This window comes from Falsiruegeria sp. JB4-1 (genome assembly GCF_055693495.1).
The window spans coordinates 3,559,175-3,573,516 of the sequence record NZ_JBVFTZ010000001.1; the positions used below are offsets into that span (position 1 = coordinate 3,559,175).

Genomic DNA, 14,342 nt, shown 5'->3' on the forward strand with positions numbered 1-14,342 from the left:
CCCTTTTGCGGATCATAGCGACATTCAGGCCAACGAAAAGTGTTGCATTGCATGGGCCTATGCGCTTGGCGCGGGCTGTCTCAAAAAAGAAATTGACAAAAGTGATGGTCCGCATGGATGCTATAGCGAACGTTCACTAACTTGCCGTTTGGTGAGATATCAGGATTGCACTTACATGCTGACACTTGGCGAATTGATCAATCGGAACGCCCGCAACTTTGGTGATCGCGAGGCGTATGTCGAGATTGACCGCCGCCGTACCTGGCGGGAATTGGACCAGCGCACTGACGCTCTCGCTCGCGTCCTGCGTGGCTGGGGCGTGCGACCGGGAGACCGCATCGGTGTGATCCTGAAGGACTGCATCGAAGTGGTCGAAACCATTGGGGCCTGCGCCAAGGCGGGTGCGGTTCGCGTTGGGTTGAATTATCGTCTTGCTCCACCAGAACTTGGTGCCCTGATTGATGACGCGGGCGTTGATCAGATCTTTGTTCAAGCCGATCTGATCGCTGGAGCCAAAGAGGCCCTGACCCATTCAGATCGGCAACCCCGCTTGATCGGCATAGGCACAGGTCATGACTTGCCTGACGACTACGAGGCACTGATTGCTGAAGGCACAGCAGAAGAACCGCTGAGCCTGTCGCAGCATGAACGGCTGATGATCTGCTACACCACCGGCTCAACCGGATTGCCCAAGGGCGCGATCTATCCACATCGCCAGATGGTCGAATCCATGGCTGCCATCGCCCTGTCCGAAGGGGCCACACCCGACGACGTCTGGCTACACGCGATGCCTGCATCGGGCGTGCCAATCATGCACCTGCTGCGCAACATCTTTCACGGCAACAAATGCGCCATCATCGGCGAATGGGACGCTGAGCGCGCGCTCCAACTGATCGAACGCGAAAAGTGCTCGATTTGCGTGTTGGTTCCAACGATGCTCAACAGCTTGCTGAGTTCCGGTCGGATCGAAGAGCACGACGTCTCATCCATGCGCCAGCTTGGCTATGGCTCGGCCCCGATCCCGCCCGCAACCGTGCGCGAAGCGGTGCAGGCGTTCGGTTGCTCGTTCCTGCAGATGTATGGCACGACCGAGTTGATGGGCATGTCGATGATGCTGACAGCGACGGACCACGACTTGGCGCTTAATCAGGATCACAACTGCCTCGCCAGTGCTGGTCGCCCGCTCTATTTCGTCGAAACCCGGATCATTGACGACGAGGGCAACGACCTGCCACAGGGCGAGGCCGGAGAGCTGCTGATCCGTACGCCTTACGTGATCCCTGGCTATTGGAACCAGGACGTCAAATACACAGAAACAGTGCGCGACGGCTGGCTCTATACTGGTGACATCGCCTCGCAAGATGCCGAGGGGTACGTCTATTTGATGGACCGGGCTAAATTCCGCATTAAATCAGGCGGCTACAACATCTTTCCGGTCGAGATCGAAAATTGCCTGGCCGAACATGAGGCGGTGAACGAAGTCAGCGTCTTTGGTCTGCCCGATCCCAAATGGGGCGACCGCATTCATGCGACGGTCACCCTGGTGGACGGCCATAACATCACCGGAGATGAGTTGCGCGACTTCTGCCGGGGTAAGATCGCCAACTTCAAGATCCCCAAAGAGATCGAAGTTTGGGACAGCCTGCCCAAAGGCCCCACCGGCAAGATACAAAAGCGTGAGATAATCGAGATCTGCATGCAGCGCGAGAAGGAACACGCCACTCTGTGATATCTCGCGAAGGCACGCTGGTTTCTCCCAACCATCGCGCCGCTAGAACCCCGAAACTTGCGCCCGCCCTTGGGCGCATTTTTTTGTTCCGATGAAACCAGGCCGGATCAGTGACGATCCGGCCTGTTCTTTTTCAAAATTCACTCTTCCGGCACATAGTTGCGCACGCACTGCTGGAAATAGGTCAACGGCGCTTCAGCACCCGGTCCTTGCGACAATTGGCCAACGCTATATTTTGGCGATTGAAGCGACCGCTGCATCTTTTCGACAACGTAAATGTCTTCGGTTTGGAAATCCCCGGTTTCGAGCGGAGGTTTCTTCCAGTGCGAGGATTTGATCATGCCCGACACTTTGTCATAACCAGGCAAGTCCTTGACTGATCCTCGGTATTTAAATCGCGATTTGGCCATCCAACTGCGTGCATGCAGATAGGTGGTATTCGCGTCGATGGGTTCCATCCAGGACACCGTGAAACTGTATGGCGAGGACGTGACAATCGTGGTTGGGAACAACATGTAAACCCCACCATATCCCCCCTCGGCGGCATGTGAAATCTTTTTAGCCCCGTGTTTTTCCAACTGCTCGTTCAGGAACGCGGGAATGCGACTGCGGTGTTCGTTGTTTTCGGTCGAATACCAGACCTGATGATCTCCATGAGCATCCCAGATGTTGGCCTCAGGACGCGGACCACCCAGCGTATGTTCGTGCAGATAGACCAAGTGGTACCCGTCGATGGCGTTTTCAAAGAAAACCTTCCAGTTGCACTTCATCTCATATGTAACGACCTGATCAAAAGCGACCAGCTCCGGGCTGTTAATGTCATGTGGCCAAACCACGTCCGGTACGGTTGCCAACCAGTCTTCGATATTTTGATCTGGCTCGGGGCAAACAAAGATTAAGTCCTTGAAAACTCCAACAGAAGCTTCATGCAGCCCGTTGGCTTTTTTGTCGAAATCAGGGAACAATTCCCGCTGGTCCGGGACGCCGCGCAGAGCGCCATCCAGCCCAAAAGTCCACCGGTGATACGGACAAACGATGGTCTTCCCGGTGTTGCCACAGCCAGGATCAATAAGCTCGGTTCCACGATGTCGGCAAATGTTGTGGAACGCCCGCAACTCACCATCACTGCCGCGAATCACCACTAGGGTGAAAGTTCCTGCTTTGACTGTTTTGTAGTCGCCCGGATTGGGAACATCGCTGAGTACACCCGCGAGATCCCCAGGTTTTGGAAAACAGCTCTTTCATTTCACGGGCCAGCCACTCCTGTGAGGTATAGGCCTCGGGTGGCAATATCTGGGTCGCGTATTCTGGCATAGAGCAATCTAAAGTCACGAGAATCTCCTCTTTCTTCTCAGCTGGCGCGCGTCTTTATTCATTAATTTTCATTAATGACAAACTATCACCTTTGACAAGTAATTCAACCTGTGTCTAAATTCAAGGCATCATGAACGTTCACTAACTCTCAAATAACCACGATGAAAAAATTCAAGTGAACGGGACCAGGGAGGAAAAAATGACAACCCAGACTGCCGGTGCGCCCGGTAAGATGCAGCTCTTTTACGGGCTGGGCGGTGTCGCCAACGGCGTGTTTTCGAACGGATTGAGCTTCTTTTTGCTCATCTACTACAACCTTGTCATTGGTCTCCCGGCCGAAGTTGTGGGGTTTGCTCTGTCTATCGCACTGATTTTTGACGCGATTTCTGATCCGCTTGTTGGTTATCTGTCCGATAATTGGAAATCACGGATGGGCAAACGGCATCCATTCATCTTTCTGTCGATCGTACCGACCGCTTTCCTTTTCTGGCTGATCTGGAACCCACCCGCGTCGCTGACCACTGACGGGCAACTGTTCTGGTTCCTACTGCTGACCACCATCGGCCTGCGCCTGTCCATGACGCTGTATGATGTGCCGCACAACGCAATGCTGCCTGAATTGACCAGCGACTATAACACGCGCACTTTGCTTTCCGGACACAAGGTTTCGGTGACATGGATATCAGGTCAGATCATCGTGATCGCGATGTATACAATCTGGCTGGTGCCGACTGATTTCATGCCCTATGGCATCCTCAACCAGGCGGGCTATCAAGAAGCAGGTTTGGTCAGCGCCTTTCTCATCGCAGGTGCCATTCTGATTTCAGCCTTGGGCCTGCTGTCCTACAAGGATCGGATGACCGAAATTGCGCATGAACCCACCAAAAGCGCCGGTGGCTTCTTCCGTCAGTTCGCGTCAGCTGCGGGCCTGCCTGCTCTGCGCGCGATTTTCCTGTCGTCGGCTGTCTACGCCATCGGTGCAGGCGTTGGTGCCGCTCTTTGGACCTATCTGATGAGCTTTTACTGGGAGCTCAGCAACGATCAGATCTCGTTGATCCTGCTGGCCAACCTGGCCGGAGCGCTGATCGCAGGCTTCCTGATCAAAGTTGTGTCGAACCGCGACAACAAAAAGGCCACCGCGATCAACCTGTCGATCCTGTCGACCATCATCGGAGCAGGCCCATATCTGTTACGCTGGATGGACCTGTTTCCGGCCAATGGTACCGACGCTCTGATCTATGTTCTGTTTGTTCACGGCATCATTCAGGTAGGCGTGATCGTCTGGACCTCGTCCGTGCTGACGTCGATGACCGCAGATGTGGTCGAGGTCGGCCTTCACAAATCCGGGTTCCAGAACGAAGGGATCATCACCGCTTCGATCACTTTCATCCTCAAGGCGGGTACAGCCGGTGGGCTGGCCGTTTCAGGTGTGTTCCTGGCATTCGTGGGCTTTCCGACTGCGCCGGATCAGACCAACCTGACGCCGGAAATCATCAGCAGCCTTGGCATCAACTATGCCCTGCTCACCATCGCAATCTACGTAGCGTCCATCATCTTCCTTTTGTTTTACAATCTTGACAAAAAACAATTCGAAGAGATGGTTGGCAACAAAGCTGCATAGAAAACTAACGATTTTCTGCAGGCGGATTCGGCAAACGCCGGAACCGCCTGCAGAACCCCCAAAGGGAGACTTAAATGACCAAGCACGACCCAAATCTGGACGCGGACATGCTAAGCCAGCTTGAGGCGCAGCGTTCGCATTTCCTGAGCACCGGCGCCCCCTCGCAAGAGCAGCGTATCGACCGTATCAATCGTCTGATCGACCTGATTGCCGACAATCAGGACGCCCTGGCGGATGCTGTATCGGCAGACTTTGGCAACCGCGCCAAGGCTGAAACATTGATCGCAGACATCGGCGGTACGCTGACCGAGCTTAAGCATGCCAAATCGCATCTGGCTCAGTGGATGAAGCCTACCAAAGCCAAGGTTGATTTCCCCCTGAACATGTTTGGCGGCAAAGCACGCATCGAATACCAGCCGCTTGGCGTGATTGGCATCGTTTCGCCGTGGAACTTCCCCATCTATCTTGCCATCGGCCCGATGGGAGAGGCCTTTGCCGTCGGCAACTCGGTCATGTTGAAGCCATCGGAATTCACCCCGGCGACGTCTGCACTGATGAAACAGTTGATCGAAGAGAAATTCTCGCCCAATGAGGCTGTCGTGATCACCGGCGGTGTCGAAACCGGCGTGAACTTCACCAAACTGCCGTTTGACCACATGCTGTTCACCGGCGCGACCTCGATCGGCAAGCACATCCTGCACGCGGCTGCCGACAACCTTGTGCCCGTGACGCTGGAACTGGGTGGCAAATCACCTGCCATCGTGACCGACAATGCCGATATGGAGGTTGCAACCTCGCGCATTGCAACTGGTAAGCTGTTCAATGCCGGTCAGGTCTGCCTTGCACCCGACTATGCCATGGTGCCGCGCGCCAAAGTTGGAGAGTTTGTCGATCAGGTCAAAACCAAGATGGCCGCCGCCTATCCTACCTTGCAGGGCAACCCGGACTACACGCACATCGTGACCGACCGTCAGCACGACCGCCTTAAGGCGTTGGTACAACAAGCCCGCGACAGCGGTGCCGAGGTGATCGAAGTGAACCCTGCAAGTGAGAGCTTTGATGGTTCCAATGAAAAGGTCATGCCCCCCACCATCATCGTCGATCCCTCGCCCGAACTGGACGTGATGACCGACGAGATCTTTGGCCCGATCCTTCCGGTTGTTCCTTATGACACCGTTGAGCAGGCCATAACATTCGTGAACGCCCGCCCACGTCCCCTGGCGCTTTATGTCTTCTCGAAAGACGCTGGAGAGCAGGAAAAGGTTCTGGGCAACACCACCTCGGGCGGTGCCTGCATTAACGACACCATCATGCATTCGACCCAGCAAAGCCTGCCCTTTGGCGGCGTTGGACCGTCGGGCATGGGGGCCTATCACGGGCACCACGGTTTCAAGCTCTTTAGCCACGAAAAGGCCGTTTACAAGCAAATCAACATGGACGGGCCGTTCAAACCTTTGCGCGCTCCCTTCGGTAACAAGTTCAAAAAGGCCGTCGCGCCATTGTTAAAGAAGTAAGGGAATTCAATGAAATACCTAACCAACCACCCGGTCACATGGCTGACCGTTGTCGCCCTGATTCTGGCGACGCTTTTCGGCCACTTCTGGGTCTGGGGGTCGCTGTTTCTGTGGTGGGCGTACACCTCGTTCCTCGCAGGAGAGGCGTTTATCGGGGAAATCGTGAACGTCCGGGAAAACCCGCCGCTGTTCTGGACCGTCACCGTAATGTGGTTCTTTCTTGGGGCCTATTACGTGGTTCAGGACCTCGCGTGGAGGCTGTTCGGCATCTACTTCGACATCTCTCAATTGGTTGGCGTCAATCCATACGGGTTCTGATCCCTGGCCCGTTCATTTTTACTAGTGAGGAAAAGACTATGAAACTGACATCTATCCTGAGCACCGCCCTCGTCGCTTCGGCCCTGTCAACGACAGGCGCTTTGGCAGACATGGAAATCACCATCGATGGCGTAGACGCTTCCGGTGGTGCGATCCACGTTCTGGCGTTCAACGACCAGCGTGCATTTGAAAACAACATGTTCGCGAAAATGGTAAGCTATGTAAAAATTCCCGCAGCCGAAGGGACTGTCACTGGCACCCTCCCGGGTCTGGAAGCTGGCACTTATGCGATCATGCTGCACCACGATGCCAACGACAACGGCCAGATGGAAATGAAAGGTCCTGTTCCGGAAGAGGGCTGGGGCTATTCCAACAACGCAGGCGCTACAGGCGTTCCGACCTTTGCCGAAGCATCATTCGAATACACAGGCGACAACAACCCAACGATGAAAATGAACTACGCTCCAAAGTAATCACTTTAGGCAAAAAACCGCACAAAGGCCCTGCTTAGGTGGGGCCTTTTTCTTTGCTACGACTTGCTTTGCGCGTTCGGCACATTATTTTGTCATATGTGACAGAAAATTGGAGGCACTGCGGTACAACTGCATTGCTCCGCACAGTCGAGGCAAAGCCATCAAATGAAGAACACATTGGAAGACAGCAGCCGGTTTCTGATGCAAGCCACACTTGGGGCCAATCAGAAACTTCTGGAAACCGTTCGCACACAAGGGATCAACTCTTGGCTCGCGGGTCAGTTAAATCACAAACCCAGTTCAAGCGATGTGTTCGAAAAGTCGACCCGCGCGATCTGGAAGGATTTTCGCAAGCGACTTGTAAAAGCGCACGGCCAAGGGGCGATTGATGGCGATGGCAACAACCCCGCCCTGCCCTACAAATGGTACTTCCACATGGCCTGGTGGGATCACACACTCAGCAGTAAGGACGACCTGCTGCGTCAGCGCATGGCGCAGGCACTGGGAGAGGTTCTGGTGATCTCGGATCAATCATCACTGGAACTCGATTCCATTGGCTTTGCCAGCTACTATGACCTGCTCTACAAACACGCCTTCGGCTCTTACGTTGACTTGCTCTATGACGTGTCGATGCATCCGATGATGGGCATTTACCTGTCCCATATGCTCAACCAGAAGGCCAACAAACGCAAAAATATCCACCCCGACGAAAACTATGCCCGCGAGATCATGCAGCTGTTTTCTGTCGGCCTGTTCGAACTGAACCAGGATGGCTCGGAAAAGCTGGATGCGGCTGGAAAGCCGATCCCGACGTATGACAACCGCGATATCAAGGAATTGGCCCGTGTATTCACCGGCCTGCTACCCGCGGCTTATGAATACGAATGGAACAACAGTTTCTGGGAAAGCTCGTTTAACGGCTATCCCGTTGGCTTTGATGACGACGTCGAAAAGGCATATAAGACCGTGCCCTTCATCGACGCCACTAAGCCAATGGTGGTCGATGAGAATTACCACGATCGCGGCGCCAAGAAACTGCTGGGTGGTAAACTGACCCTACCTGGAAGGCAAAAAGGCCCATCCGAAATTCGCTCGGCTGTGGAACAGTTGGTGGCGCACCCGTCAACCGCGCCGTTCATTGCGCGCAACCTGATCAACCGGCTTGTAACGTCCAACCCCTCGCCTGCCTACATCCGCACCGTTGCCAAGGCGTTTGGTCCCAAGGGTGATTTGAGTGCCACGCTTGAGGCGATCCTGACCTACCCGCTGACCAACGAGGTGTCGGACAAGCGTCTGCCGACAGCCCGCAAGGCTGGCGGCAAAATGGTGCAGTCGCAAAAACTGAAATCGCCGCTGCATCGCGTGACCCAGCTTTTGCTGGCGTTCAATGCACACAACACCAGTGGCAAGCTCTGGCTTTTGGGCGATGATCTGCAGGAAGAGCTGCAAATGCATCCAATGTCCGCCCCCACCGTATTCAACTTCTATAAGCCCGACTTTGCACCACATGGTGCTCTGCAAAACGCAGGCATGGTCGCCCCCGAGTTTGAGTTGCACACCTCGGCCACCTCGGTCGCTTACGTCAACCAGATGTATTACTGGTTCTTTGGTGGGTTCCTGCCGCTGGTGTCCACCCAGATCGGATCCGGGGCCGAGCAGAAGATGGTGATGGAGATGTATCCAGATACCCTCTGGGCGCAAAAGAAAGACGCTCTGCGCTTTGATCTGTCCTCGGAAATCGCGTCGGCCAAATCTGCGGCCAAACGGGATGCGCTGATTGATGAAATGTCGATCCTACTGACCGGTCGCGCATCATCCAAAGCCAAGGCGCGCATCAAAGAGGCCTTTGCCCAATTTGCAGACAACCCCGAATGGGTGGTGCAAACCATCGCCTTCATGATTGCCATTTCCCCCGAATTCAACGTGCAGGAGGCCTAAGCCATGTTCCATCCCGAATTCACACGTCGCGGTTTCCTGCAATCCACCGGCCTTGCCATGGCTGGCACCGCCGCCATGACCATGGGTCTACCCGGTCTGGCGCGCGCCTCTGGCGGTATGATCACGCCACAGCGCAAGGCGCTGGTGTTCATCATGCTGGATGGCGGCAACGACAGCTATAACATGCTGGTGCCCACCGACCGCACCCACCACAAGCAATACAGCCGCACGCGTGGCAACCTAGCCATCGGGCGCGGCAAGTTACTGGGCCTGGATGGTCCCGATGACGCAGCAGGCCGCAGCTTTGGCCTGCACGCGTCGATGCCCGAAGTGCAAAAGCTGTATAACCGCAAGAAACTGGCCTTTGTCGCCAATGTCGGCCCGCTCGTCGAACGGCTGCGCAAGGAGCAGTTTTATGACGGCTCGGCCCAACTGCCGCTTGGCCTGCTCAGCCATGCGGATCAGTTCAAACACTGGCAGACCTCGCGCCCCGATGTACGCGAAAATCAAGGCTGGTTCGGTCACTTTGCCGACCAATTGCAGCCTAGCCTGTCCGCGCATGAGATCCCGATGAACATCTCTCTGGCGGGACACAACATTCAGCAGAACGGCGCGCACAACCTGCCCTATTCGATAAAATCGGAAGGGTCGGTAGGCCTGTACGTCAAAGAAGAGAAGAACCAGCTGAACGAGGTCCTTCTGGACAGTTTCACCAAGCTGATGAACGAAGATTACGCCGGTGATCCGTTCATGGAAACCTATCTGGGTCTCACCCGCGACGCGCAAGCCAAGCATGAGGTGTTCCGCGACGCCACCAAGGGGATCAACGCGCCGGGTTCGTTCTCGGGTAGTGATCTAAGCCAACAGTTGCGCATGGTGGCCCGTACGATCAAGGCTGCTGATCGGTTAGGGCTGCAACAGCAAACCTTCTTCCTGCGCTACATCGGTTGGGATCACCACGACGAGTTGCTGAACAATCAGGGCTACATGTTGGGTGTGCTGTCGCGGGCTTTAGGAGAGTTCCAGAACTCGCTCGAGGAAATGGGCATCGACGAGCGTGTCGTGACCTTCACCGGGTCCGACTTTGGCCGCACGCTGACCTCGAACGGCAATGGCACCGATCACGGCTGGGGCGGCAACACCATCGTCATGGGGACACCCGTTCAGGGCGGGCGTGTCTTTGGCGAATACCCAAGTCTGGGACTTGGCAATGACAACACCCAAGACGTGGGCGACGGAGTGTTGATCCCGACCACCTCAACCGATCAGCTCTATGCCGATCTGTCGCTGTGGTTCGGCGTTCAAGACAGCGCGCTCAACACGCTCTTCCCCAATCTGCACCGGTTCACTGACACCGCAAACGGGGGTCGTCTGGGTTTGTTTGCCTGAGAGGGCGGTCTTGCCTTGACGGGCAGGGCCAGCTTCCCCTCCTCCACTCCTCTCGGGCGTTTTCCGAGTAGCACCAGATGACCATCGGACCGGGGTCGGGCAAATGCCTGGCCCCGGTTTCTTTACGTGCCGCGGATCAATACCCGCGTTGGCGATCCACTTAGACCAGTAAGTTTCAATGGGGCCGTTATGATCTCCCCCTTGTCGGGTATGGGGCCTGCGTCATCCGCGTTCAGATCTTCGACCAGGAACTTTCCCGCCTCAGCGAGGCGTTGATGAAACCACAACCCGTCTGGGTTATCGACCCGCACGCCGCCCGCCATGACCCAGACCGGCACCGGCAAGGTCAACAGAGCCTTGATGTCGCCCATCGACATCAAATGATCTGCCCGCGCGTCCAGAAAAAGATGGGTGATACCCTCCCAAACGTCCTGAGTCATATCGGTTTTAGGCTGCGCCGCATCCACCCGTCGAAATTGTCCAAAACAATGCTTCGAGTTAAAAGCATCCATCGAGGCCGCACCGGGTACGAAATGACACGGAGCATCTATATGCGTGCCCATCTGGGTACCCATGGACAACGCCCATACCTCGAATCGACTGGCTTCTGGATCGGTCCACTTCATCGCGCCAAAAGGCGGGTCCGAGTAGTTTTCTGCTGAATAGATCCACATGTCGGGGTTCAGATCAAAACTCAGGTCGATCCAATCGGTCATGGTGCATCCTCTATGACTTGCATGTCAGATTTATGCCTTAATGCCTAGCTACACAACCTGCGTTGCATTGATTGTCGGCCAGTAATTCAAACCTCAAGGAACAACTGGCGCCGATTTCAGAATTAGACCAAGCTAAAAATACCACTGGCAACTTTAGCCGCAGACAAATTGACCAAGGGCAATGTTCCCGATTTGAAAATGGAGACACCCTGGTGTTCAAATCTCTGACGGACGTTTAAATGCATCGCATTCACAGATATGCCTCCATTGGGCTGGACGGGCGTCCTGACAAAGAGAAGTCCAAGAGGTATGCATTTAACATTCTGATGTTGATTGGATGTATTACCGCAATCGGATACGCAACCTTTTACGCCATCTACGATTTTGAAGGGTTGCGCATCGCCTGGGCTGCCTCTCTCGTGTGTTCAAGTGTGATATTCGTTCCCTTCGTTGCGGTCTTTAGCCTGCGACTGGCGCTTTATCTGGGTGTCAGCCTCGTCGTCGTTGTCTTCACCTACCTCAGCTATCATCTGGGCACTGGTACGGGTTTGCATCTGTTCATGAACCTCATACTCGTAGGCTTATTCATTGCCTACGGTGTGGACAGGCCAGCCGAGACTTTTGCCATTTGGCTGGTCATCACCCTTGCCATGGTCGCAACCGTTGTCCTTTTCGAAGTTCCATCCGGGAAAGCTGCTATGGATCCGCAACTCAAACAGATCATACACATTGGTGTCGTGATCGGTGTTTCGGCCATGATGGGTGCGAGCCTTTTGGTTCTGTCGCTCAGGGTTGCGCAGGTTGAGGATCAACTAGCAGCCGAACACGTGCGATCCGAAACACTGCTCGACAGTCTGTTGCCCAAAGAAATCGCTTCCCGATTGAAGGCGTCACCGGGATCGACAATAGCCGACGATTTGCCGGACGTGACCGTCTTGTTCGCCGACATTGTCGATTTCACCCCACGCGCAGCTGCGATGGATGCCGAAGAGGTCGTATCGTTCCTCAACATCGTATTCACAGCGTTCGACCGATTGACCGCGCAGTTCGGCCTGGAAAAAGTAAAAACGATCGGCGACGCGTACATGGTGGCGGCCGGAATGCCGACCCCACGTCCAGACCATGCCGAGGTCATGGCAGAAATGGCATTGGCCATGCAGGCCGAAGCAAGCCGCCTGTCCACCGAATTCGAACGCCCACTGCAGGTTCGCATCGGCCTGCATTCTGGCCCTGCCGTCGCTGGAGTGATCGGAACGCAAAAGGTGTTCTATGATGTCTGGGGGGAAACCGTTAACACCGCAAGCCGATTGGAAAGCCACGGCATCAAGGGGCGCATTCAGGTCACGCAGCCCACGCGAGATCGGTTGGCGACCGAGTATGATTTTGAGGCCCGCGACGTGATCGACATCAAGGGGATGGGACCAACGCAAACCTATTGGTTGGTGGGTCAAGCCTAGGATCAGAAAAGAGAACGGGCACGGTCTGAAAGATACCGTGCCCGACTACGATGTTTACAGCAAAACAGTTCGACCCGCTATCATTTACGCGGCATTACACGCAGCGATCCGCACGGCAGATCATGCCGGGCTCACCCGCCTGCATGATCATCTCATGGCTCAATGCGCGCGGCAGGGCCCGCACCAACAGCGCACGTGCGCAATCCAGACGGTCGGCATAGTAATCCGCCGATTGCGCACCTGTACCCGCGTGGGCAGCTTTGGCGATACGCGCCGACATCCAGGCCGAGAAGCTGAGCGCAACCACCTCAAGGTAGTCACAGGCGCCCGACAGCACGTCGCCTTGCACGGTCGACAGCACCCAGTCGGTGCAGCGGCCCAACCGAGCGGCAGCGTCGCGCAATGCAGTCTGTACGTCGGCCAGTTCGGCAGGCAGATCATCGGCCTCGGCCAGCATGTCAGCGACAAAGCCCTTCATCACCGCACCGCTGTCACCGCGCACCTTGCGGGTCACCAGATCACGCGCCTGCACCGCGCTGGTGCCCTCGTAGATTTCAGTGATACGCACGTCACGGACCAGTTGCTCGACGCCATAGTCCTTGATGAAGCCATGACCGCCGTGCATCTGCACCGCCTCATTGGCCATGCGCGAACCCATCTCGGAGAGGTAGGATTTCAGCACCGGCGTCAGAACCGACAGCTTGGCATCGGCTGCTTTGCGGGCCTCAGGTGTGGCGGCGCGATGCGCTTCGTCCAGCAGGCTGGCTCCGAAATAGGCAAACGCACGACCCGCGTCCATTTCACCCTGAGCCGTCAACAGGCGGCGACGCACATCAGCATGCGCGATCAGCGGATCGGCAGGGCCTTCGGGGTTCCAAGGATCGCCATCAGCGCGCCCTTGCAGACGTTCGTGCGCATAGGTAGTCGCGGTCTGAATGGCCGCCTCGGCAATGCCCAGGCCTTGCTGGCCAACAGACAGGCGCGCGGCGTTCATCATTACGAACATCGCAGCCAGGCCCTTGCCCTCTTCGCCGACGATCCACGCCTTTGTGTCCTCAAACGAGATGGCGCAGGTGGGTGATCCGTGGATGCCCATCTTGTTCTCGATCCCTGCGATGGTGATCGTGTTCTGGGTGTCCGTGGTGTTGCCATCGGCATCCAGCATGTACTTGGGTGCCAGGAACAGCGACAGGCCACGCGGACCGGGCTGTGCGCCCTCGACGCGGGCCAGGATCAGGTGGGCCACGTTTTCCGACATGTCGTGGTCGCCCCAGGTGATGAAGATCTTGTTGCCGGTGATGGCATAAGACCCGTCATCGTTCGCAACAGCCTTGGTGCGGATCAGGCCCAAATCGGTGCCGCAATGCGGTTCCGTCAGGTTCATGGTCCCGGCCCAGTTGCCGCTGGTCAGCTGCGGCACATAAACCGCCTTCTGATCGTCCGAGCCATAGGCCATCAGCGCCTCGACCACGCCAAAGTTCAGCTCGTGAATCAGGGCAAACGCCAGGTTGGTGCCTGCCATGCCTTCGCGCAGCGCGGCATGGAGGACGAAGGGCAATTGCTGCCCACCGTATTCTTCCTCAAGCGCCAAAGCGTTCCAACCGTCTTCGCAGAACACCTTGTAGGCGTCGCCAAAACCGGGCGCGGCATAAACCTGACCGTCGACCAGTTTGGCCCCGGGGCTGTCGCCCGCCTCGTTGCAGGTCGCCAGGTTGTCGCGCACAAAGCCGTTGATGGCGTCGACCACGGCAAAGAACGTGTCCTTGTCGCAGTGTTCGTACCCCGGCAGCGCCAGCGTTTTGTCGAGGTTCAGAACCTCATCAAGCAGGAACGTGATGTCCCGTTGGGGGAGTTGATAGTCCATCTTATTCCT

11 protein-coding genes are annotated in these 14,342 nt (G+C 56.0%); 8 read left to right on the forward strand and 3 right to left on the reverse strand.

Going from position 1 to position 14,342, the window contains the following annotated elements; genetic code table 11:
* Positions 1 to 175 precede the first annotated feature (175 nt).
* The gene (locus ACZ1HE_RS18130) at positions 176 to 1,729 is read left to right on the forward strand and encodes a class I adenylate-forming enzyme family protein (RefSeq protein WP_472623048.1); all 1,554 of its coding nucleotides are present in this window, start codon (positions 176 to 178) and stop codon (positions 1,727 to 1,729) included.
* 140 nt (positions 1,730 to 1,869) lie between these two features.
* Here the strand turns inward: ACZ1HE_RS18130 and ACZ1HE_RS18135 are convergent, their stop codons facing one another.
* Positions 1,870 to 2,868: an aromatic ring-hydroxylating oxygenase subunit alpha gene (locus ACZ1HE_RS18135; RefSeq protein ID WP_472623050.1), complete on the reverse strand. Its 999-nt coding sequence runs from the start codon at positions 2,866 to 2,868 to the stop codon at positions 1,870 to 1,872.
* A 374-nt stretch (positions 2,869 to 3,242) separates the two neighbouring features.
* Here ACZ1HE_RS18135 and ACZ1HE_RS18140 point away from each other — a divergent pair, with 374 nt between their 5' ends.
* From ACZ1HE_RS18140 to ACZ1HE_RS18165, 6 genes are all read left to right on the forward strand, one after another.
* The gene (locus ACZ1HE_RS18140) at positions 3,243 to 4,664 is read left to right on the forward strand and encodes an MFS transporter (RefSeq protein WP_472623052.1); all 1,422 of its coding nucleotides are present in this window, start codon (positions 3,243 to 3,245) and stop codon (positions 4,662 to 4,664) included.
* A gap of 74 nt (positions 4,665 to 4,738) precedes the next feature.
* Entirely contained in the window at positions 4,739 to 6,178 is a 1,440-nt protein-coding gene (locus tag ACZ1HE_RS18145; RefSeq protein WP_472623054.1) for a coniferyl aldehyde dehydrogenase, read from the forward strand.
* A 9-nt stretch (positions 6,179 to 6,187) separates the two neighbouring features.
* Complete coding sequence (locus ACZ1HE_RS18150) at positions 6,188 to 6,496, forward strand: hypothetical protein (protein WP_472623056.1); 309 nt, start codon at positions 6,188 to 6,190, stop codon at positions 6,494 to 6,496.
* A gap of 38 nt (positions 6,497 to 6,534) precedes the next feature.
* Positions 6,535 to 6,969 carry a DUF2141 domain-containing protein gene (locus ACZ1HE_RS18155; RefSeq protein ID WP_472623058.1) on the forward strand — a complete coding sequence of 145 codons (435 nt, stop codon included), beginning with the start codon at positions 6,535 to 6,537 and terminating at the stop codon, positions 6,967 to 6,969.
* A gap of 165 nt (positions 6,970 to 7,134) precedes the next feature.
* A complete protein-coding gene (locus ACZ1HE_RS18160) occupies positions 7,135 to 8,907 on the forward strand; it encodes a DUF1800 family protein (RefSeq protein WP_472623060.1) in 1,773 nt (590 codons plus the stop codon).
* A 3-nt stretch (positions 8,908 to 8,910) separates the two neighbouring features.
* Entirely contained in the window at positions 8,911 to 10,296 is a 1,386-nt protein-coding gene (locus tag ACZ1HE_RS18165) for a DUF1501 domain-containing protein (RefSeq protein WP_472623062.1), read from the forward strand.
* A 122-nt stretch (positions 10,297 to 10,418) separates the two neighbouring features.
* On the opposite strand, the gene ACZ1HE_RS18170 is transcribed toward ACZ1HE_RS18165, so the two are convergent.
* Entirely contained in the window at positions 10,419 to 11,012 is a 594-nt protein-coding gene (locus ACZ1HE_RS18170; RefSeq protein WP_472623064.1) for a cyclase family protein, read from the reverse strand.
* 239 nt (positions 11,013 to 11,251) lie between these two features.
* Between ACZ1HE_RS18170 and ACZ1HE_RS18175 the strand changes: the two genes are divergently transcribed.
* Positions 11,252 to 12,469, forward strand: coding sequence for an adenylate/guanylate cyclase domain-containing protein (locus ACZ1HE_RS18175; RefSeq protein WP_472623066.1), 1,218 nt, complete (start codon positions 11,252 to 11,254; stop codon positions 12,467 to 12,469).
* A 94-nt stretch (positions 12,470 to 12,563) separates the two neighbouring features.
* Here the strand turns inward: ACZ1HE_RS18175 and ACZ1HE_RS18180 are convergent, their stop codons facing one another.
* Positions 12,564 to 14,333: an acyl-CoA dehydrogenase family protein gene (locus tag ACZ1HE_RS18180; protein ID WP_472623068.1), complete on the reverse strand. Its 1,770-nt coding sequence runs from the start codon at positions 14,331 to 14,333 to the stop codon at positions 12,564 to 12,566.
* Positions 14,334 to 14,342 lie beyond the last annotated feature (9 nt).